Origin of the sequence: Pseudazoarcus pumilus, assembly GCF_002872475.1 — a bacterium.
Lineage (GTDB): Bacteria > Pseudomonadota > Gammaproteobacteria > Burkholderiales > Rhodocyclaceae > Pseudazoarcus > Pseudazoarcus pumilus.
Genome location: NZ_CP025682.1, coordinates 1,442,353 through 1,463,669 on the forward strand (window position 1 = coordinate 1,442,353; position 21,317 = coordinate 1,463,669).

At 67.1% G+C, this 21,317-nt stretch carries 19 protein-coding genes; 7 read left to right on the top strand and 12 right to left on the bottom strand.

Translation table 11 applies throughout. The features are described from left to right. Nucleotides 1–9: 9 nt before the first annotated feature. The 6 genes from nqrE to C0099_RS15965 form a co-directional block, all read right to left on the bottom strand. Nucleotides 10–618 carry an NADH:ubiquinone reductase (Na(+)-transporting) subunit E gene (gene nqrE, locus C0099_RS06945; protein ID WP_102246764.1) on the bottom strand — a complete coding sequence of 203 codons (609 nt, stop codon included), beginning with the start codon at nt 616–618 and terminating at the stop codon, nt 10–12. Continuing rightward, nucleotides 618–1,277, bottom strand: coding sequence for an NADH:ubiquinone reductase (Na(+)-transporting) subunit D (locus C0099_RS06950; protein WP_102246765.1), 660 nt, complete (start codon nt 1,275–1,277; stop codon nt 618–620). Before C0099_RS06950 ends, nqrE begins: the two co-directional genes overlap by 1 nt. 3 nt (nt 1,278–1,280) lie before the next feature. Continuing rightward, complete coding sequence (locus C0099_RS06955) at nt 1,281–2,111, bottom strand: Na(+)-translocating NADH-quinone reductase subunit C (RefSeq protein WP_102246766.1); 831 nt, start codon at nt 2,109–2,111, stop codon at nt 1,281–1,283. Further along, a complete protein-coding gene (locus tag C0099_RS06960; protein ID WP_102246767.1) occupies nt 2,098–3,312 on the bottom strand; it encodes an NADH:ubiquinone reductase (Na(+)-transporting) subunit B in 1,215 nt (404 codons plus the stop codon). The genes C0099_RS06955 and C0099_RS06960 overlap by 14 nt, the downstream gene beginning before the upstream one ends. Beyond that, complete coding sequence (locus tag C0099_RS06965) at nt 3,312–4,670, bottom strand: Na(+)-translocating NADH-quinone reductase subunit A (protein ID WP_102246768.1); 1,359 nt, start codon at nt 4,668–4,670, stop codon at nt 3,312–3,314. The genes C0099_RS06960 and C0099_RS06965 overlap by 1 nt, the downstream gene beginning before the upstream one ends. 152 nt (nt 4,671–4,822) lie before the next feature. Further along, entirely contained in the window at nt 4,823–4,972 is a 150-nt protein-coding gene (locus C0099_RS15965; protein ID WP_164084883.1) for a hypothetical protein, read from the bottom strand. Here C0099_RS15965 and C0099_RS06970 point away from each other — a divergent pair. Genes C0099_RS06970 through mnmA form a run of 3 tightly spaced genes read left to right on the top strand, consistent with a single transcriptional unit; the run spans nt 4,971 to nt 7,091 of the window. Beyond that, nucleotides 4,971–5,423, top strand: coding sequence for an NUDIX hydrolase (locus C0099_RS06970; protein ID WP_102246769.1), 453 nt, complete (start codon nt 4,971–4,973; stop codon nt 5,421–5,423). The genes C0099_RS15965 and C0099_RS06970 overlap by 2 nt on opposite strands. Then, nucleotides 5,420–5,974, top strand: coding sequence for a hypothetical protein (locus C0099_RS06975; RefSeq protein WP_102246770.1), 555 nt, complete (start codon nt 5,420–5,422; stop codon nt 5,972–5,974). Before C0099_RS06970 ends, C0099_RS06975 begins: the two co-directional genes overlap by 4 nt. A gap of 19 nt (nt 5,975–5,993) precedes the next feature. Further along, entirely contained in the window at nt 5,994–7,091 is a 1,098-nt protein-coding gene (mnmA, locus tag C0099_RS06980) for a tRNA 2-thiouridine(34) synthase MnmA (RefSeq protein ID WP_102246771.1), read from the top strand. 19 nt (nt 7,092–7,110) lie between these two features. Here mnmA and C0099_RS06985 read toward each other — a convergent pair whose 3' ends face one another. The 5 genes from C0099_RS06985 to glnE form a co-directional block, all read right to left on the bottom strand. After that, entirely contained in the window at nt 7,111–8,043 is a 933-nt protein-coding gene (locus C0099_RS06985; protein WP_102246772.1) for a hypothetical protein, read from the bottom strand. Beyond that, a complete protein-coding gene (locus tag C0099_RS06990; protein WP_102248416.1) occupies nt 8,043–8,597 on the bottom strand; it encodes a DUF2062 domain-containing protein in 555 nt (184 codons plus the stop codon). The genes C0099_RS06985 and C0099_RS06990 overlap by 1 nt, the downstream gene beginning before the upstream one ends. Nucleotides 8,598–8,704: 107 nt before the next feature. After that, nucleotides 8,705–9,157: a SixA phosphatase family protein gene (locus tag C0099_RS06995; protein WP_102248417.1), complete on the bottom strand. Its 453-nt coding sequence runs from the start codon at nt 9,155–9,157 to the stop codon at nt 8,705–8,707. A 55-nt stretch (nt 9,158–9,212) separates the two neighbouring features. Next, the gene (locus tag C0099_RS07000) at nt 9,213–10,745 is read right to left on the bottom strand and encodes a CYTH and CHAD domain-containing protein (protein WP_102246773.1); all 1,533 of its coding nucleotides are present in this window, start codon (nt 10,743–10,745) and stop codon (nt 9,213–9,215) included. Between the two features lie 31 nt (nt 10,746–10,776). Then, a complete protein-coding gene (gene glnE / locus C0099_RS07005) occupies nt 10,777–13,455 on the bottom strand; it encodes a bifunctional [glutamate--ammonia ligase]-adenylyl-L-tyrosine phosphorylase/[glutamate--ammonia-ligase] adenylyltransferase (RefSeq protein ID WP_102246774.1) in 2,679 nt (892 codons plus the stop codon). A gap of 169 nt (nt 13,456–13,624) precedes the next feature. On the opposite strand from glnE, the gene C0099_RS07010 reads away from it, so the two are divergent. From C0099_RS07010 to C0099_RS07025, 4 genes are all read left to right on the top strand, one after another. Further along, on the top strand, nt 13,625–17,461 hold the full coding sequence (locus C0099_RS07010) for a YhdP family protein (RefSeq protein WP_164084884.1): 3,837 nt from the start codon (nt 13,625–13,627) through the stop codon (nt 17,459–17,461). Further along, the gene (locus tag C0099_RS07015; protein ID WP_102246776.1) at nt 17,458–18,282 is read left to right on the top strand and encodes a carbon-nitrogen hydrolase family protein; all 825 of its coding nucleotides are present in this window, start codon (nt 17,458–17,460) and stop codon (nt 18,280–18,282) included. Before C0099_RS07010 ends, C0099_RS07015 begins: the two co-directional genes overlap by 4 nt. A gap of 55 nt (nt 18,283–18,337) precedes the next feature. Further along, a complete protein-coding gene (gene tldD / locus C0099_RS07020; RefSeq protein WP_102246777.1) occupies nt 18,338–19,783 on the top strand; it encodes a metalloprotease TldD in 1,446 nt (481 codons plus the stop codon). 264 nt (nt 19,784–20,047) lie between these two features. Further along, a complete protein-coding gene (locus C0099_RS07025) occupies nt 20,048–20,683 on the top strand; it encodes a bactofilin family protein (RefSeq protein WP_102246778.1) in 636 nt (211 codons plus the stop codon). Here C0099_RS07025 and C0099_RS07030 read toward each other — a convergent pair whose 3' ends face one another. Next, entirely contained in the window at nt 20,684–21,316 is a 633-nt protein-coding gene (locus tag C0099_RS07030; RefSeq protein ID WP_102246779.1) for a lytic transglycosylase domain-containing protein, read from the bottom strand. Nucleotide 21,317: the final 1 nt, after the last annotated feature.

The window sequence follows — 21,317 nt, forward strand, 5'->3', positions numbered from 1 at the left end:
CTCGTCGCGTCAGAGCTGGATGCCGGAGAAGGCCATGAAGCCCAGCGACATCAAACCGGTTGCGATGAACGTGATGCCGAGACCCTGCAGGCCGGCCGGGATGTCGGAGTACTTGAGCTTCTCGCGAATGCCCGCCAGGGCGGTGATCGCCAGTGCCCAGCCGACCCCGGAGCCGATGCCGTAGGTCACGCTCTCGGCGAAGTTGTAGTCACGTTCGACCATGAACAGCGTGCCGCCGAGGATGGCGCAGTTGACGGTGATCAGCGGCATATACACGCCCAGCGCGTTGTAGAGCGTGGGTACGTACTTGTCGAGGAACATCTCGAGAATCTGCACCAGGGCCGCGATCACGCCGATATAGACGATCAGGCCGAGGAAGTTGAGATTGACGTCCGGCAGGCCGGCCCAGGCCAGCGCGCCATCGCGCAGCAGCCAGTAGTAGATCAGGTGGTTGACCGGAACGGTCAGCGCCTGCACCACGACCACGGCGATGCCCAGACCAAAGGCTGCGCCGATCTGCTTCGAGATGGCGAGGAAGGTGCACATCCCGAGGAAGAACGCCAGTGCCAGGTTCTCGACGAAAACCGCACCGATGAAGAGATTGAACAAAGCTTCCATTACGACACCTCGGCACGATGAGTCTGGATCTGGAAGTCAGGCTTCTCGACCTGTTCGGGCTTCCAGCTGCGTACGGCCCAGATGATCAGGCCGATCAGGAAGAAGGCGCTCGGGGGCAGCAGCAGCATGCCGTTGGGCACGTACCAGCCGCCGTCCTTGGCCAGCGACAGGATCTGCACGCCGAACAGCGAACCCGAGCCGAACAGTTCGCGCACGAAGCCGACGATCAGCAGGATGGCGCTGTAGCCCAGACCGTTGCCCAAGCCGTCAAAGAAACTCGGGATCGGCGGGTTCTTGAGCGCGAAGGCCTCGGCGCGGCCGAGCACGATGCAGTTGGTGATGATCAGGCCAACGAAGACCGACATCTCCTTGGACAGGCCGTAGGCGAATGCCTTGAGAACCTGATCGACGAGAATCACCAGCGAGGCGATGATGGTCATCTGCACGATGATGCGGATGCTCGACGGGATGTGATTGCGGATCATCGAAATCAGCATGTTCGAGCAGCACAACACGGCCGTGAGCGCGATGCACATGGTGACCGCGGTCGACATCTTGGTGGTGACCGCCAGCGCCGAACAGATGCCCAGAACCTGCAGGATGATCGGGTTGTTGTCGGCGACCGGTCCGGTGACGAGCTTCTTGGTTTCGTTCGCCATGGCTTATCCCCTCTCGTTTTTCAGGCGCTCGATGAACGGGCCGTAGCCGTCCTCGCCGAGCCAGAAGTTGATCAGATTCTCCACGCCGCGCGAGGTCAGCGTGGCGCCTGCCAGACCGTCGATCTTGTGCTCGGCGTCGGGCGTCGAGGCGTCGACCGAGCCCTTGACGAGCTGGATGGACGGATTGCCCTGATCGTCGTAGATCATCTTGCCGTCCCAGATCGCGCGCCAGTTCGGGTTGTCGACCTCGCCGCCCAGACCCGGAGTCTCGGCGTGCTGGTAGAACTTCAGGCCGCTGACCGTGTTGAGGTCGCCGTCGAGCGCGAGAAAGCCGTAAAGCGTCGACCACAGGCCTGCACCATGCACCGGCAGGATCAGGCGCTGGACCTCGCCCGATTCGCCACGAACGACGTATACGGGCATGTGGGTCGGCTGCCGCTTGATGTTGGCCTGATCCTCGGACTTGGGCATCGGGCGTGACATCGAAGGATCCTTGGAGGCCTTCTGGATGTCGAAGGTCGCCACGTCGAACTCGTCGCTCTTGCTGCCGTCCTCGAGGCGGACGAGCATCGACTCGACCTTCTCGCGGAAGGCTTCGGCTGCCGACTGGCCCGGCTGGGCGACGCCGGCGACGTCGACGATGTTGCGGATGCGGTCACGTTCCTGGTTGGCTGCCTGCAGCGGGCGCAGGCCCACGGCGGCTGAAGCGACGACCACCGAACAGACCAGGCACACGGCAACCGCCATGAAGATGGTCTTCTTGCCACTGTCGTTGGGCAGGGCGAGGATGGATGCCAGCGGGCCGCCGGCGGATTTCTTCTCAGGCGCTGACATGGCGGCGCTCCCTCCGTCGGATGTTCATCTGGATGACCACGTAATCGATCAGTGGCGCGAACAGGTTGGCGAACAGGATGGCCAGCATGATGCCTTCCGGGAAGGCCGGGTTGATCGCGCGGATCACCACCGTCATGAAGCCGATCAGTACGCCGAACCACAGTCGGCCGGCGTTGGTCATCGCGGCCGAGACCGGATCGGTCGCCATGAACACCAGGCCGAAGCTCAGGCCGCCGACGACGAAGTGCCAGTAGAAGGGCATTTCCATCATCGGGCGGGCACCGGTGGCGAGCAGGTTGAACAGCAGCGACGTGGCGACCACGCCAAGCACCACGCCGGCCATGATCCGCCAGTTGGCGATGCGGGTGTAGAGCAGGAAGGCCGCGCCGATCAGGATCGCCAGCGTCGAGGTCTCGCCCATCGAGCCGGGCATCAGGCCGACGAAGGCCTGCCACCAGGTCAGCCCGGAATCGAGGATGCCAGCCATGCCGCCGGTCTCGCCCAGGCCCAGCGGGGTGGCGTGCGACCAGCCATCGACCGCGATCCACACCTGATCACCGGAAATCTCGGCGGGATAGGCGAAGTACAGGAAGGCGCGACCGGTGAGCGCGGGGTTGAGGAAGTTCTTGCCCGTGCCACCGAACACCTCCTTGCCGATGACGACACCGAAGCTGATGCCCACGGCGACCATCCACAGCGGCATCTCGGGCGGCAGCGTGAGCGTGAACAGCATCGAGGTGACGAGGAAGCCTTCGTTGACCTCGTGGTTGCGCACGGTGGCGAACAACACTTCCCAGAGGCCGCCGACGATCAGCGTAGTCAGATACAGCGGCAGGAACAGCAGGAAGCCGTGTGCCATGTTGGCGAACGGATTGTTCGGATTGAATCCGATGCCGAACATGGAGAGCAGGGCGCCGCGCCAGTCCTCGCGGACGATGTCGAGTTCGGCCAGCGCGAGGTTGGCCTGGTAGCCGCTGTTGAACCAGCTCCACAGGATGCACGGGATCAGCGCGACGACGACGTAGCTCATCATGCGCTTGAGATCGATGCCGTCGCGAACGTGCGGCGCCGTGCGGGTGGTGTCGGGCGGTGCGTACAGGAAGGTATCCACCATCTCGTAGACCGCGTAGTACTTCTCGAACCGTCCACCCTTGTGGAACTGCGGCTCGATACTGTCGAGGAAGCGTCGCATGCGTGACATCAGCCTTCCCTCTCAATCTGGCTAAGGTTTTGACGAAGAACCGGCGAGTAGTCGTACTTGCCGACGCACACGAACGAACACAGCGCGAGGTCTTCCTCGTCGAGCTCCAGACAGCCGAGCTTCTGTGCCATGTCGGTGTCGCGCACCAGCAGGTAGCGCAACAGCTGCGTGGGCAGGATGTCGAGCGGCATCACGTCCTCGAAGGCGCCCACCGGAACCATCGCACGCGGGCTGCCGTTCTGCGACGACGTGAAGTCGAAGGTCTGGCCGCTGTTGCGCGAGAAGCTGGTGAACATGACGTTCATGAACGAGAACTTGCGTCCGGCCGGGTTGAGCCAGCCCATGAACTCGCGCGTCTGGCCTTCCTGCAGCACGCTGATCTGCAGGTGATGCGCGCCGATGTAGGCCGACCAGCTCGCCACGCGACGCCCCGACCACACCGAGCCGGAGATCACGCGATGATTGCCGTCGACCAGTTCCCCGTCGACCAGTTCGTCGATGCATGCGCCCATGCGCGTGCGCAAAAGGCGCGGATTCTTGACGCGCGGTCCGGCCAGCGAGATGACGCGCTCGGTAAACAGCTTGCCGGTGGCAAACAGCTTTCCGATCGCGATCACGTCCTGATAGTTCAGGTGCCAGACCGTCTTCTCTGCATTGACTGGATCGAGAAAATGGATGTGCGTGCTGGGCAAGCCGGCCGGGTGCGGGCCGTCGAAGCTGGCCACGCGGATCTTGTCGCTCTCGGCGAGCTTGCCGAGCTTAGCGCCCTCGGCCTTGCAGACCCACACCGGGCCTTCGGTGAGGTGGCCGAGCACGGTCAGTCCATCCGCGAAGGCCTCTTCCTGGCCCTGGATCACGACCTGCGGATCGACTGCGAGCGGATTGGTGTCGATCGCGGTGACGAAGATCGAATGCGGACGGGACTCGGGATGGGGGATCTTGCCGAACGGGCGGGTGCGCAGCGTCGCCCAGGTGCCCGAGGCCAGCAGGTTTTCCGCGACCTGCTCGCCGCTGAGCGAGCCCAGCTGTTCCCTCGGGTAGGAGGCGAAGGTCTCGGCCTCCTCTTCGTCATCGAGGCGGATGACGACCGACTGGAGCATCCGGCGTGCGCCGCGGTTGATCGCGACGACTTCACCGGCGCCCGGCGCGGTGATGCACACTCCGGGAAGCTTCTTGTGTTCGAAGAGAGGCTGTCCCAGTTTGACCTTGTCACCTTCCGCCACGTGCATGGTGGGCTTGAGATCGACGTGATCCACGCCGAGCACCGCGACGTGCCTGACCGCCCGGGCGTCCTCGACCCGCTGTTCAGGCTTGCCGCTGATCGGCAGATCCAGCCCTTTCTTGATCTTTATAAGCATAGAGGTCTGTCCTGGTTGTCGGGTGCCGACCGGAATCCCGATTGAAGCTGCTGCCCGGTGCAACCTCCCTGAATGCCGGGTGGCAGTTGTCTGGAAGCGTTTTGGGTCGGCTGAACAAAACAGACGAATGTTACTGTGCCGGGCCGACTACATCAAATGGTGATGTCACTTTCGACATAGAAATCGGGGGGATCATTGACCTTGGTCAAGATGTCGGGCGACGCCTCGGCGCAGCCGCTTGCGGGCGGGCAATATGCTCGCTTGCGCGGTACAATCCGGCCCTTTTTCAGGGTCGGATTCATGGCTAGGGAATGGAAGGCGAACGTCACGGTCGCGGCCGTCGTCGAGCGCGGCGGGCGCTTCCTCGTGGTCGAGGAGGAAACCGCCGAGGGCTTGCGCATCAACCAGCCCGCCGGCCATCTGGAGGCGGGCGAATCGCTGGTCGAGGCGGTGCGGCGCGAGACCTTCGAAGAGACCGCCCATCGTTTCGAGCCGGACGCGCTGGTGGGCATCTACCAGTGGCGTCGGCCGGCGGACGACGCGACCTACCTGCGCTTTACCTTCAGCGGCGTGGTTGGCGAGGCGGTGCCGGGGGCGCAGCTCGATACCGGCATCGTGCGCACGCTGTGGCTCACCGCGGACGAACTGCGTGCCTGCGCGCCGCGCCACCGCAGCCCGCTGGTGCTGCGGTCGCTCGAGAACTGGCTGGATGGTCGGCGGACCGGGCTGGAGCTGATCGGAGAGGGGCGATGATGCGTCATGTGGCGCTGCTGGGAGTGTTGCTGATGAGCGCGCCGGCCATGGCCGCGAGCGTCACTACGCAGGTGTGCTTCAACTACGGATGCAGCGAGCGCGCCGACGTGCACTTCGGCGAGTTCGAGTTCGAGCTGGCCGGCGATCACCTCGCCGCCGCCGACGATGCGGCATCCGAGCGTGAGGCCTTGCGCGAGGCGCTGGCACTGCTCTATCGGCTCGCGGGTCGTCAGACGCCGATCGACGCCGACCGCGCCGGCAATCTGCGCGATGCGGGCGTGCGCGGGCGCATGGACTGCATCGACCACTCGATCACCACCGACGCCTTGCTGCGTCTCATCGAGGCGCGGGACTGGCTGCGTCATCATGACGTGAACGACATTGCAGTGCGCCGCGCCGGGATCTTCAGCGAGCACCGCAGCGCGGTGATCGTCGAGCGAGGGAGCGGGGCGGCCTGGGTCGTGGACACCTGGTTCGGGGATCACGCCGAGCCGGCGGTCTTGATGCCGCTGGACGAATGGATGAACGGGGGAGGCCCGAATGTCTATTGAAGAACGTGACGCGGCCGGCATGCATGTCGTGGTCGGCATGTCCGGCGGCGTGGATTCGTCGGTGACGGCGTGGCTGCTCAAGCAGCAGGGCTATCAGGTGACCGGCCTGTTCATGAAGAACTGGGAGGATGACGACGACGACCAGTACTGCTCGTCGCGCCAGGATCTGGTGGACGTCGCCTCGGTATGCGATGTGATCGGCATCGACCTGGAGGTCGTGAACTTTTCGGCCGAGTACAAGGAGCGCGTGTTCGCCGACTTCCTGCACGAGTATCAGGCCGGGCGCACCCCCAATCCCGACATCCTGTGCAATTCGGAGATCAAATTCCGCTGTTTCCTCGATCATGCGATGGGGCTCGGCGCCGATCGCATCGCCACCGGCCATTACGCGCGCGTGCGTCGCTGGGACAACGATGGACGCATCGAGTACCAGTTGCTCAAGGCCGAGGACGGCACCAAGGACCAGAGCTATTTCCTCTACCGCCTCAATCAGGCGCAATTGGCCCGCACCCTGTTTCCCCTCGGCGGCCTGTACAAGCGCGACGTGCGTCGCATCGCGACCGAAGCCGGACTGCATGTTGCGGCCAAGAAGGACTCGACCGGCATCTGCTTCATCGGCGAACGTCCGTTCCGCGAATTCCTGATGCGTTACCTGCCGGTGCAACCGGGCGAGATCCGTGTCCTGGACGACGAACGCGTGCTGGGCGAACACCAGGGCCTGATGTACCACACCATCGGTCAGCGCAAGGGCTTGCGCATCGGTGGGGTGAAGGGTCATCAGGACGCGGCGGGAGAGCACGAGGCGTGGTATGTCGCGGCCAAGGACGTCGCCGCCAACGTGCTCTACGTCGTGCAGGGGCATGACCATCCGGCGCTGCTGCGCGACCGCCTGACCGCGATCGAGCTCAACTGGATCGCCGGTCGCGTGCCGCACACGCACTGGGTGTACACCGCCAAGCCGCGCTACCGCTCGCCCGACGAGCCGTGCCAGATCGACGCGGTCGACGCCGATCGCGCCCAGATCGTGTTCGCGACGCCGCAATGGGCGATCACCCCGGGGCAGAGCGTCGTGGTGTATGAGTCCAAGGTATGTCTGGGCGGCGGCATCATCGCTTGAGAATGTGCAAGATTCAGGCTCAAGCGCCGGCGATCAGCGGGTTGAGCCGGGCCCGGTCACGTTCGGCCCAGGCCTCGCAACGCGCCACATAGTCGCGCGTGCTCTTGGGCATGGCCACACGTGCGCGCGCGATGTCACCGATCAGTTCGCGTCCGCGCACGATCAGCTGCCTGCCGTCGGTGGCCAGCTGCATCAGTTCGGGGGTCGGGGCGTTGACCAGATGTGGCGCGAAGGCCGACAGGTGCTCGCCGGCGACGACGAAATCGGTCCAGATGTCGAACACCGCCTCATCGGTGCGCAGGGTCTCGCACTTGACCTTGGCGGCGTCGCACAACGTCGCGATGTCGTTCTCCACGCCGTGGAACAGCGCGCTGTTGCCGAAGGCCGCGATCATCGCGGCTGCGATGCGGTCGATGCAGCGCAGGGCCTCGGCGATCTTCAGGTAGCGGCTCGCATAGAAGGCCTCGATGGGGATCGAGAAGGCGCGGAACGGCTCTCCCCACAGCTCGTCGATGCCTTCCTCGCCGCTGCGATGCAACACCATCTTGCCCAGCGACAGGGCTTCCTGCAGGCACTGGCCACATTCGCGCATCAGCGCGCTGTCCTGCGCCACATCCACGCCCTGGGCCTGCAGGTCGACGAGCTTGGTGAAGATGTCGGTGCCGCGGTTGAACAGGGCGCCGGCGAGCATCGCACCCTTGACGCGCTTGCGTTCCGGCACGGTTTCCGCCTCGAAGGCCGCGCGCGCCTCGCCGAGCCGCTTGCCGGGCACGTTGATGCCATGCTCGACATGGTTGAACAGGCGTCGTGTCAGTGCCTCGATGAGATGGCGCTTCTCGGCGAGCGAGTCGGCCGGAGGATCGTATGCCTTGATCCAGTAGCCGTCGTAATACACGCGTCGTACGCCGTCGATCTCGCGCACCGTGCCGTTCTCGATGGGGTCTTCGTTCATCAGGGGCTGTCGGGTGCGCGCCGTGCCGAAGCGCGTTCCTTGCGTTGACGCCTGAGCTTGAGCAGGACGTTGATGCGCCACACCAGCAGCACGCCGAAGTAGCCGACGATGGCGCCGACCACGGCCATGATCAGCGTGCCCAGCACCAGCGGCCGGCCGATGCCGGTGAGCCAGTTGACGGACTCGATCAGCCACTGCAGGGCGGCGGCGGTCTGCTCGTCGACCACCGGTGTGGCGGTCGCGGCCGGTGGCAGGATGCTCGATCCGATGCGGTAGGCGATCAGGTAGATCGGCCCGTAGGTCAGCGGGTTGCTGACCAGCGTGGTCAGTGCGGCGACCCACAGATTGGCGCGCAGGGCCAGGGCGACGACGGCCGCGGCCGGGATCTGCGCGACCGGCAGCATGATGCCGAAGAACACACCGATGGCCGTGCCGCGCGCAACCGAGTTGCGGTTGACGTGCCACAGCAAGGGGTCGTGAATTCGCGGTCCGAGCCAGCTGAGCAGGCGGTTCTGCTTGATGGTTTCGCGGGACGGGATGTAGCGTTTGATCATGAGCCGCACCTGAGGGTGCCACATTCTAGCGCGATCGCGAAGGTCCGCCAGTTGTGGTCAACCCGTTTGTCGCGGGTGCGTGTTCAAGCCGTTCGCGGAGGCAAGCTTCAGGCGAGATCGTGGGGGATGAGGGCGCGCAGCACGGTCTGTGTCTCGCCGTTGCGCACGCGATTGGTGAACCACCACAGCGCGCCCTTCTTGACCGTCCAGTCGGCCTCCTGACCGGACAGCAACAGCGCCGCAAGTCGCCCCAGAGTGGGCTGGTGTCCGACCACCAGCACCGCGTCGCCGCCGTCCGGCCAGCCTGTGGCCGAGAGGATTCCGGCCACGTTGCCGTCCGGCCCCAGTGTCGCGATCTTTTCGAAATCGTCGGCGAACGCGCGCGCCGTCTCGATCGTGCGCACGCTGGGGCTGACCAGCACACGCAGTTTGCGCGGCCGGTTCTTGTGCAGCCACGCGGCGATGGCGCGCGCCTGCTTGTGGCCGCGCTCGGTCAGTGCGCGGCTGTGGTCGGGAGTGCCATCTACGGCTTCGGCATGACGCCAGAGGAGGAGGTCCATTGCGGATTCCGGGAACAGGATCGGCGCATTGTCGGCCATCGTCGTTGCAGCGCGGTTACGTTGCGCCGCGAGACCGGCGCAGCTTGGTCCACGGCACCTTGCGCGCCGCGAGCAGCGCGCGGCTGTCGTGCAGCGCGGTTTCGGTCAGCGCGCCGTAGCGCGGGCCGTGCCAGCCGCAGACATAGGCCGCGGCGGCATCGAGCTGCGCGTTGGCCATGGCCCAGACCTCGAAGCGCCCGCGCGCGATGTCCACGTCGTGGATGAAGCCCAGTGCGTTCTGCGTGCGCGTGAGTGCGCCGACATAGTCACGCACCGCCTTGCGCGGCAGCAGTGGGGCGAAGAACTCCACGCCGTAACGCAACTGCTTGAATGCGATGCGCAGCGCGTGCAGGTGAGCGGGAACGCGATCCAGGGCAGCGCGATGGCGCCGGCGCGCGCGCCGGCGCAGGCGTTCCAGTTGCAACGCGGCGAAGCCGCGCAGATCGACGCTGTCGATCAGGTCGTTGCCCGTCAGACACATCAGCGCCTCGGCGAGCGCGAGCACAAGTCGGCCCTGTTCGGCCGCGTCCAGCGCCCTTTCAGCCTGCGCGCGCGCCTGTCGGCGCGCGTCGGCGACCGTGCCGCGCAGCCGCTGCAGGCGCGCCGCGTCCCCGGGCGACCAGGTCGCCACCGGAGCCAGCAGTTCCTCGTCGAGCACGTCAAGGTCGCGGGCCTCACCAAAGCGCTCGGCGTTGTTCTTGAGACGGACCGACCAGTCGGCCGCGAACTCCTCGGGCAGAACCGCGCGGAAGATGCGCATCAACGAGCGCAGGCGGCGCTGCGAGACGCGCAGCTGGTGAATGAATTCGGGGCCCTGATGGTCGAGCGCGCCGGCCGCATTGGCCTGCCACTGGCGCAGGCAGGAGAAGGCGAGTGCGCGAAAGGCCTGCAACGGATCCATGTCGGGCGTGATCGTGGAAGCTTCGGCGCGCATCGGGCGTGGCGGCTTGCCGCTGTGCAGGCGGTAGCCACGCTCGGCCTTGCTGCGATCGTCGGGTAGCAGCGGCAGATCCTCGGCCAGGCGTGCAGCCAACTGCACCAGGTCGAGGGGGTCGCCATGCACCAGTTCCAGCTCCAGTTCGCACAGCGGCTGGCGCTGCTCACCGGCGACGATCTCGCCGCTGTCGATCATCAGCAGAATCTCGATGTCGGCGCTCGGGGCGTAACGATAGGTCGTGCGTCGAAAGCGCGTCGAGAACACCGGCACCAGGGCGGCGGCGTGACGTTCGAGCAGCGCGCGGATGTGCGCGTCGTCGACCTCGGAGAAGTCGAAGGCGCCGGACCACGGCTGCTCCCACTCCGGGCGGCTGGTGAGTCCGGCGGTGGATGCGCTCGCGGCCTTCACGGTCTGCAGCCGGCGTCGGCCGGCGACGCGGATGCGCAGGGCAACGCCGGCCTTGCGCAACGCCAGATCGGGGGTGTCGTGATAGACGTTGTCGAGGGTCACGGCGCGGCCAAGCTGCGCACTGGCGGCGAGCAGCGGATGGCGACGCAGTGCGCTCACCGAGCGTCGGGGCAGACTCAGTTTGAGTTCGATCTCGCGCGCCATGCATGCTCGTCGGTGAGGAAGTGCGTCGATCTTAACCCGCGTCGGCTTCGAACACTTCATGCCACAAGGCGATGACCGGCTCGCGCGCGGCCTCGGCTTCCTCGGAGCGCACGCGCGAGGGCCGGCCGTTGAGCCGCTCGCGATGCTGCAGGCGCCGGAACAGGCGGTAGCTGTCGCTGCAGCCGGCGGCGAGTTCGGCCGGAATCAGCCCGAGTTCGCCGGCCTTGCCGAGCAGCGCGATGTTGCCCAGGTTGCGCGCCAGTTCGGGGTGTTCGTGCGCATGGCCGAGCACCAGGTACTGGATGATGAACTCGACGTCGACCAGGCCGCCGGCATCGTGCTTGAGTTCGAAGCCCTCGCCCTTGCCCGAGTGCGCGCCACGCATCTTCTGGCGCATCTCGAGCACGTCGGCGCGCAGCGTGTCGAGATCGCGCTGGCGGCACAGAACCTCCTGGCGGATGGTCTCGAAGGCCTCGCCGACCTGGCGGTCGCCGGCGGCGAAACGCGCGCGGGTCAGTGCCTGGTGCTCCCACGCCCAGGCCGCTTCGAGTTGGTACTTGCGAAAGGCTTCGATCGAAGTCACCAGCAGGCCGGCGTCGCCGTTCGGGCGCAGGCGCAGGTCGGTCTCGAAGAGGATGCCGGCCGCGGTACGCGTCGACAGCCAGGTGTTCACGCGCTGCGCCAGGCGCGAGTAGCTCTCCATGGCCTCGGGTGCGTCGTCGTCGAACAGGAAGACGATGTCCAGATCCGAGGCGTAGCCCAGTTCCTTGCCGCCGAGCTTGCCGTAGGCGATCACCGCGAAGGCCGGATCGTCGCGGTGGCGCTTGCGCATCTTGCGCCACACCAGCGGCAGCGTGCGCTCGAGGATGACGTCGGCGAGCGCCGAGAGGTGGTCGGCGAGCCGCTCGACGGTGAGTTTGCCGGCGATGTCCTGGGTGAGCAGACGGAACACCTGCGCGTGGTGGTGCTCGCGCATCATGTCCATCTGGTGCTCCATGTCGGGTTCGATGGCGTCGAGCGCCTCGCCCAGCTCGGCCGAGAAGGCCTCCCAGTCGGGCGTCTGGTCGAGATGACGGTCGTCGAGCAATTCGTCGAGCAGCACCGGATGACGGGTCAGGTATTCGGTGGCCCAGCTCGACGCGCTCATCAGGTCGGCCACGCGCTGCAAGGCGTGCGGGTACTGCTGCAGCAGGGCGAGATAGGCGCCGCGCCGGCTGATGGTCTCGAGCAGCGTGAGGCAGCGCGACAGGGTCTGGTCGGGGCTCGGCGTGGCGCCGGCGGCCTCGACCACCCGCGGTACCAGCGCATCGAGCCGGCTCTTGATGTGCGCCGGCAACTGCTGATAACGCGTGCTCTCATGCACGCTGGCGAGCTTCTCGCAAACCGCTCTGGGGTCGGCATAGCCGAGCTCGGCGAGGATGGGGTCGGGCTGATCGTCGTTGCCGGCGCCGGACCATACCTCTTCGAGTTCGGGCTTGTGTTCCTTCTCCGTGGGGTCGGCGAAGACGTCGTCGAAGTGGCCGCTGACGATGCGCCGGTGCCGTTCGAGCTCAGTGAGCAGGGCGTCCTCGTCGTCGAATCCGGCCGCCTCGGCGATGATCGCGCGGTCGGCCGCATCCTGGGGCAGGTCGTGCGTCTGCTGGTCGTCCAGATACTGCAGGCGGTGCTCGAGGCGGCGCAGGAAGACGTAGGCCTCGGACAGTTCCGCCACCGTCTGCTCGCCGAGGATGTTGCGCTCGGCCAGACGATGGAGCACCTCCAGCGTCGGTCGGATCTGCAGTTCGCGGTCGCGTCCGCCACGGATCAGCTGGAAGACCTGGGCGATGAACTCGATTTCGCGGATGCCGCCGGGGCCGGTCTTGACGTTGTCGGCCCGGTCGCGCCGCGTGACTTCGCGACGGATCTGAGCGTGCAGCGCGCGCATCGCGTTGAATGCGCCGTAGTCGAGGTACTTGCGGAAGACGAAGGGGCGCGCGATCTTTTCCAGTTCCGCGAAGCGCTCACCGTTGAGCGGGCGCGCCTTGATCCAGGCATAGCGCTCCCATTCGCGACCCTGGGTGATGAAGTAGTTCTCCAGCGCTTCGAAGGAACACACGAGGGGGCCGGAATCGCCATTGGGCCGTAGCCGCATGTCCACGCGAAAGACCTGACCGTGCTCGGTGATGTCGGCGAGGCTGCGGATGATGCGCTTGCCCAGCCGCTCGAAGAACTCGAAGTTGCTGATCACGCGCTCGCCGCCGGTCTCGCCGTCCTCGGGGAAGACGAAGATCAGGTCGACGTCGGACGACACGTTCAGTTCGCGCCCGCCCAGCTTGCCCATGCCGAGGATGATGAGTTCCTGCTCCCAGCCGGAGATCGACAGCGGCAGGCCGTGGCGCGAGACCAGCACCTCGCGGTGCACCTCGTGTGCGGCGGCGATCGCCACTTCGGCGAGCAAGGTCATGGTTTCGGTGACCTCGGCAAGGTCGGCGCGGCCGTCGAGGTCGCGCACCGCCAGATGGCACAGTACCCAGGTGCGCAGCCGGCGCAAGGCCTCGCCGAGCCGTTCCTCGTCGAGGTGATCGGCATCGATGAAGCTGCGCATCGCGTCGGCGTCGATGCGCGCCTCGATCGATGCTTCGAGGCGCGCTGCGAGCCAGTCGCGGCTGTCGAGCATGCGGGCGAGGAAGTTGGACAGGCAGGCAGTGCGTGAGATCGCGCTAGAGGGCATCGCAGGCGTTCCGGGTGATGTGTCGGTTCGAATCCGGCGGTCATGATGCAGGCAGCGCCGCGCAGCGACAAGCTGCGCGGCGCTGCTAGAATGGCGGGCCGGACGGAGAATGCGACGCGGTTGCGTTCACGCCGAACCGGTCCCTTCCCGAGTCCGTGACCCTCGCCCGATGATCGACCGGCCGCGCAATCCGCAAGACGAAACCGAGCAGCCCCCGCGACGCGTGTCGGGCGTCGGGCGCATCGCGCTGCGTTGCGTGGTCGTGGCCTTCTTCGTGTTCGCCCTCGCGCTGCTTGCATTGCGCGAGATCGTGTTGCCGCGCGCCGATGCCTATCGCGACTTCGTTGCCGAACGCGTGTCGCGGGCGATCGGCATACCGGTGACGATCGAATCGCTGTCTGCCGATTGGCCGGGTCTGCGTCTGCGCCTGGATGCGCGCGGCATCGTGCTGGGCGATCCGTCCGGTGCCGACGCGCTGCGCCTGGAGCGCATCGAGGCCCGCCCCGGCTGGTCTTCACTGTTGCGCGGCGAACCCTATTTCGAGCGGCTCGATCTGTTCGCGCCCGAACTGAATCTGGTGCGTGATGCTCGAGGGCAGGTCAGCGCGGCCGGGGTCGTGCTGGGCAGCGGTGAGGGCGGCGGCGCCTTCGCGGGCTGGCTGTTGCGCCAGGGCGAGATCGCGATACATGACGCGCGCACGAGCTGGCACGACCAGCTGCGCGCGGCGCGCGTGCTGCGCCTCGATGACGTGGATCTGCGCGTCGAGCGCATCGGCGCGCGCTTTCGCTTCGGGCTCACGGCGCGCGCGCCGGCCGGTGTGGCCTCGGCGATCGAGTTGCGCGGCGACGTCGTCTCGGCCGATCCGCGTGACCCGCAACTCTGGGACGGTCAGCTTTTCGTGGCGGTGTCCGACGCGCGCCTCGAAGGATTGACGCCGTGGCTCGATTACGCGGTTCCGGTCAGTGGCGCAGGCGATTTCGAGGGCTGGGTCGAAGTGCTCGAGGGGCGGCCGCGTTCGAGCACGCTCGATTTCGCGGTGTCCGGGTTCGGCGCGCGCCTGCATGACGCCCTGCCCGCACTGGAGGCCGAGCACGCGCGCGGGCGATTGCACGCGATGGAGCGCCCGGAAGGCTACGCCTTCGACCTGTCGGAGTTCGAACTGGTGATGCCGGATCAACGCATCCTGCGGCCGGGGCGCGTGTCCCTGCGCCTGGACGGCGGAGCGAATGCGCAGGATGCGGGCACGCTGCAGGTCGATTCTCTGGATCTCGGTGTGCTCGCCGATCTCGCTGCACACCTGCCGCTGCCTGACGGATTCGACGCGCGACTGGGGGAGATCGCGCCGCGCGGTCGGGTCGACGACTTCGAACTGGGCTGGAACACGCAGGCGGGCGTGCTGCAGCTAAGCCGCATCGCCGGTCGCTTTTCGGACATCGCACTGCGCGCGCGTGACGGCCTGCCCGGTGGCGAGGGCTTTCGTGGCGAAATCTCCGGCGACCGCGATGCCGGCCGATTCACGCTCTCGGCTCGCGAGGCGCACGCCGAACTGCCGGAGGTGTTCCCGGATCCGACGATGCGCTTCGAGCGTTTCGATGCGATCGGAAGCTGGTCGCGCGATGACGATGGCCTCGCGATCCATCTCGACACGGCGCGCTTCGAGAACCCCGATGCGGCCGGCGAGGCACACGGCGTGTATCGGCCCGGCGTGGGGCGACGCGGGGCGATCGACATGACGGCGCGACTGACGCGGGCCTCGGGCGACGCGGTGTGGCGCTACCTGCCGCACGCCGTCAATGACAATACTCGACGATGGCTGCAGCGATCGCTGCGCGGCGCGCGCGTACATGACGCGCGGCTGGCGCTGCACGGCGCGCTCGACGAGTTTCCGTTCCGTGACGGAAATGGGCGCTTTCTCGTAACCGTCGACTTCGACGGTGGCCGGCTCGACTACGCGCCGGGCTGGCCGGGCATCGACGGTATCGCCGGCACGATCCGCTTCGAGGGTGCGGGCATGCATGTCGCCGCAAGCGAAGCGAGCATCTTCGGCGTGCGCCTGTCCGAGGTGACGGCCGACATTCCCGATCTGGACGCGCGCGGCGCGCAGGTGCTGAACGTGCGTGGCGCGGCCCACGGACCGACTGCGGACTTTCTCCGATTCGTCTCGGACAGTCCGGTGGGTGCGCGCCTGCACGGTTTCACCGACGACATGCGCGCCGAAGGCGAGGGCACGCTCGCGCTGTCCCTGGAGATGCCGCTACGCGCGGTCGAACGCACTGAAGTCGAAGGCGATTTCCGCTTTTCCGGCAACCGCGTTGCGGTGCTGGACTGGTTGCCTGCCCTCGAACAGGCGCGCGCTCGCGTGCGCTTCAGCGAGGACAGCCTGCGCATCGACGAGGGGCAGGCGCGCCTGCTGGACGAGCCGGTCACGCTGTCGGCGGTCACGCGCGAGGACGGGCGCGTGCGCTTCGCGCTGGAGGGCCGGGCGTCGATGCGTGCGCTGCGCTCGCAGTATGACGGGCCGCTGATGGATGGGCTCTCGGGTACGGCGCCGTGGCAGGCCCGGATCGATGCCGGGCAGGGCGAAGTGAGCGCGAGCATTCATTCCGTGCTGACGGGCGTGTCGTCCAGCCTGCCGCATCCGCTCAACAAGCGCGCAGAGGTGGCGTTGCCGCTGGCCTTGCAGCTACGCTTCGCCGGCGCCGAGCGCAATGTTTCCGGCCGGCTGGGCGATGACATCGGATTCTCCTTCGATGCCTTCACCGACGGCGATGCGTGGGCGCTGGCGCGCGGCGGCGTCGGCATCGGTGCCGACGTGCCTGTCTCGGCCGTCGGCGTGGCGTTGCGGGCGCGCCTCGACGAATTCGATCTCGACGCCTGGAGGGCACTGCAACTCGGTGCCGTGGGCGAGCAGGGCGCGTCCCTGTCCTCGCTCGATGTCGCGGTATCGCGCTTGCGGGCCTTCGGTTACGAGGTGGCGGATGTCGAGCTGGCGGCCAGTGTCGACCGCGACGGCTGGAGCGGCGAGATCTCGAGCGACGTCGCACGCGGGCGGCTGGCCTGGCACGGCCTCGAGGAGGGCGCGGTGCAGTTGCGTCTCGAACATCTGGTGCTGGGCCAGCGCGCCGCCAGTGACGAGCAGATCGCACGCCGGTTCGAACTCGACGCAGACGCCTCGCTGCCCGACATGGACGTGGTTGCCGAGCGCTTCGAACTGCGCGGCATCGATCTGGGGCGGCTGGAGCTGCGCGCGGCCAATCGCGGCGAGCTGTGGTTGCTCGACAGCGTGACCATCGAGAACGAGGATGCCACGCTGACCGGTTCGGGGCGCTGGCGGGCCGGACGCTCGCCGCTTACCGAGGTGGCCTTGCGACTGGACAGTCGCGACATTGGCGCGCTGCTCACGCGCGTGGGCTATCCGCAGGTGATTCGCGGCGGAACGGCGGTGCTCGAGGGCGATCTGTCCTGGGAGAGCATTCCGACGCGCGTAGACTACCCGACGCTGGCCGGGCGCTTCAGCGTCGAGGCCAACGACGGGCGTTTCTCCAAGCTCGAGCCGGGCGTCGGCCGGCTGCTCGGCGTGCTCAGCCTGCAGGCCCTGCCGCGACGTCTCAAGCTCGATTTCAGCGACGTGTTCACCGAGGGCTTCGCCTTCGATCGCGTCGCAGGCACCGTCGACGTCGCTTCCGGGGTGATGCGATCAGACGACTTCGAGATCTCGGGCCCGGCCGCGCGCATCTGGTTCGGCGGCTCGGCCGATCTCAAGACCGAAACCCAGGATCTGAAGGTGGTGGTGCAGCCGACGCTGTCCGAGTCGGTCGCCGTCGGCGCCGCGGCTGGGCTGATCAATCCGGTCGCCGGCGTGATCGCCTATCTCGCACAGAAGGTGTTGAGCGACCCGATCGAGCGCATGTTCGCGTACGGCTATTCGATTACCGGAACCTGGGCCGACCCTCAGGTCGAGACACTGCCGGTGGGGCAGGGCCGCAACACGCAGGAGACACCATGACAAGCGGGGAAGACATGCGAATTGTCGCGGTACAGATGATCAGCGGTCCCGAGGTCGCCGCCAATCTCGCCGCGGCCGCCGACCTGGTCGCTCAGGCGGCCGGCGCCGGCGCGGCTCTGGTGGCGCTGCCGGAGTATTTCGCGCTGCTGTCCTCCGACGAGCAGGCGAAGGTCGCGGCGCGCGAGGCCGATGGTTCCGGACCGATGCAGGACTGGCTGGCCGAAACCGCGGCCCGGCACGGGATATGGCTGGTCGGTGGTACGATTCCATTGGTAGCCGATGACGCCGCGCGCGTGCGCAACAGCGTGCTGGTGTTCGACGGGAGCGGTCGGCGCGTGGCGCGCTATGACAAGATGCACCTGTTCGGTTTCGACAACGGGGCCGAGCACTTCGACGAATCGCGCACGATCGAAGCCGGCAGCCGCGTCGCCTGTGTGGATACGCCCTTCGGACGGCTCGGCCTGTCGGTGTGCTACGACCTGCGTTTTCCCGAGCTGTACCGCGCGATGCGCGCAGTGGACCTGATCCTCGTGCCTTCGGCCTTCACCGCGACCACCGGTCGCGCGCACTGGGAGACGCTGCTGCGTGCTCGTGCAATCGAGAACCAGTGCTACGTCGCAGCGCCGGCGCAGGGCGGCGTGCATGCGGGTGGTCGGCGTACCTGGGGCCACACCATGATCGTCGATCCCTGGGGCGAGGTGCTGGCGTGTCGCGACGAGGGGCCGGGCATCGTGCTCGCCGAACTGGATCGGGCCCACCTCGCCGCAGTGCGCGCGCAACTGCCGGCGCTCGCCCACCGGCGTCTCGACCCCGCTTCCTGAGGAACGTCTGCCGACGCGGGCGGTCCTGCCAACCAGACACTTCGATGGACGGAACATGAACATGACCCATGACGCGCTCACCCTGGCCGAACGGCAACTGCTCGATCCTTGCGGCGTCGACGCGCGCACCATCGAGCGCGTGCTCGGTTCGCTGATGGGGCATCGCCTAGATTACGCGGACCTGTACTTCCAGTACCGGCGCGCCGAGGGGTGGAGTCTCGAAGAGGGCATCGTCAAGTCCGGCAGCTTCGACATCGAGCAGGGCGTCGGAGTGCGTGCGATCAGTGGCGAGAAGACGGCTTTCGCCTATTCCGACGACATTTCGTCCGAGGCGCTCGCGGCGGCCGCGCAAGCCACGCGTGCGATCGCCGACGCGGGCGCCGAGCGCCGCGTCGCGGTCACGCCCGGCGCGCATGTCGCGCCGCTGTATCGTGGCGACTGTCCGCTGGCCTCGTTGTCGGACGCCGAGAAGGTGCGCCTGCTCGAACGCCTGGAGCGCTTCGCACGTGCTGAGGATTCGCGCGTGAGCCAGGTCATGGCGCACGTGGCCGGCTCGTGGGAGGTGGTCATGGTCGCGCGCAGCGATGGCCACATGGCGGCCGACGTGCGCCCGCTGGTGCGCGTGTCGCTGTCGGTGATCATGGAGCAAGGCGATCGTCGCGAGCAGGGCAGCGCGGGCGGAGGTGGTCGCTTCGACTACGCGTATTTCGACGATGAGCGTTTGCGCGAGTACGCGCGCGCGGCCGTCCATCAGGCGCGCACCAACATGGAAGCGGTGGCTACGCCAGCGGGGACGATGACCGTCGTGCTGGGGCCGGGCTGGCCCGGCATCCTGCTGCACGAGGCCATCGGCCACGGTCTGGAAGGCGACTTCAACCGCAAGGGCAGTTCGGCCTTTTCGGGGCGCATCGGCGAGCGCGTCGCCTCGCCCGGGGTGACCGTGGTCGACGACGGCACGCTGGCCGACCGCCGTGGTTCGCTGACCGTCGACGACGAGGGCAATCCAACCAATCGCACGGTCCTCATCGAGGACGGCATCCTCACCGGCTACATGCAGGACATGCTCAACGCCCGGCTGATGGGGGTCGCACCCACCGGCAACGGTCGGCGCGAGTCCTATGCGCATCTGCCGATGCCGCGCATGACCAACACCTACATGCCCGGTGGCGATCACGACCCGGAGGAGATCCTGCGTTCGGTCGAGAACGGCTTGTACGCGGTCAATTTCGGCGGCGGTCAGGTCGATATCACGTCGGGCAAGTTTGTGTTCTCGGCTTCCGAGGCCTACCTCATCGAGGGCGGCAAGGTCACCCGTCCGGTCAAGGGCGCGACGCTGATCGGCAACGGCCCGGATGCGCTCACGCGCGTGTCCATGATCGGTAACGACATGTCGCTCGATCCGGGCGTGGGCACCTGCGGCAAGGACGGCCAGAGCGTGCCGGTGGGCGTCGGCCAGCCGACCTTGCGCATCGACGGACTGACGGTGGGCGGCACGGCCTGATTAAGGCACGGGCGCGAGTGCGCCGCGCCGATGTAAGCTGATTTATGTAAGTGCACGATCGGCGCCGCCTGCGGGCGGGTCGGGGAGACACGCTGCGCTTGCACAAAGTCGCGCAAATTCAGCATCCTGGCGCGGTCACGGTGCCATGCGTCAGGGTTGGTTCAGGCATTTCGCACGCTTACGACCTTGAAACAAGTCGTGGCTGCGTGCGGGCGCTCCCAGCCCCTAGACTGGCTGCTTCGTGACCGAACGCAGGAGCATGCCATGTTCAACAAGCCCAATCTGTTTCCCAAAGCCGGCGAGAATGCCCCGAACCGTCCAGGTGCCCCGGGCACTCAGGGGGGCGTGCGCGGACCTGCAACAGGCCCGCAGGAATCGCAAGCGCAACGTCCGGGCGCTACGGCGCAAGCCGCAGCGGGTGTGCCGACCCCGGCGACAGCCGCGGGTGAGGCTTCGGCCCGCGGGCGCGAGGAACCGGGCAAGGGCGACAGCCGCCTGATCGTCGGCCCCGAAGTCAAGCTGCGCGGGGCGGAAATCCTCGACTGCGACACGCTGGTGGTCGAGGGGCGCGTGGACGCGACGATGGACAGCCGCGTGCTGCGCATCGCCCAGGGCGGCGCCTTTGAGGGCAAGGTCGGGGTCGATGTGGCCGAGATCCACGGTCGCTTCGAGGGCGAGCTGACGGCGCGCGAGCAACTGGTGATTCATGCCGGTGGCCGGGTCAGCGGCAAGATCCGCTATGGCACGATCTTCATCGAAGAGGGTGGTCAGATCAGCGGCGATGTCATGGCTGCCGATTCGGAAGATCGGTCGCGACGCAAGGACAACGCCGCCGAGACCCGCGCCGGGCGCGACGATGCCGCCAAGGAACCGGTCGAGGACGAAGCGCTGACGGCGTGATCAGCGCTGCAGGGCGACACTCTCGCTGGCATCGTTCGCGAGCGTCTTCGCCCAGTTGCCTTCCCAGGCTGAACGCACCCGGTTCGGGTAGGCGGCCTTGCCCAGGCTGCCGTTGTAGCGACCCAGCGCGCGAAACAGGTCGCCCTTCTCGATGTCGAGGTAGTGGCGCAGGATGAGGCATCCGTAGCGCAGGTTGGTGCGCATGTGGAAGAGGTTGTCGGTCGGGCGGCCGATGACCTCGATCCAGAACGGCATGATCTGCATGTAGCCGCGTGCGCCGGCGGACGAGACTGCGTACTTGCGAAACGCGCTCTCGACCTCGATCAGGCCGAGCACGAGTTCGGGATCGAGACCCGCGCGGGTGGCCTCGTAGTGCACGGTGTCGAGCAGGTCCTCGCGGTAGCGCGCGTCGTCGATCCAGCGTGCGAGCCGCTGCGACATCGCGTCGCGCCATTCGCGGTAGGCGGGGTCGGCACTGCCGAGAGTGGGTGCCGGGCGATCGCTGACCGCCGCGGACAGCGCCGCGCGCACGCTCTCGGACATCGGTTCGTACATCTGCGGACCGGCCAGCGCGGCGCTGCTCAGCAAGCAAAACGCGCCAGCCAGCCACAGAGTGCGAGCTCCCGTGAGCATG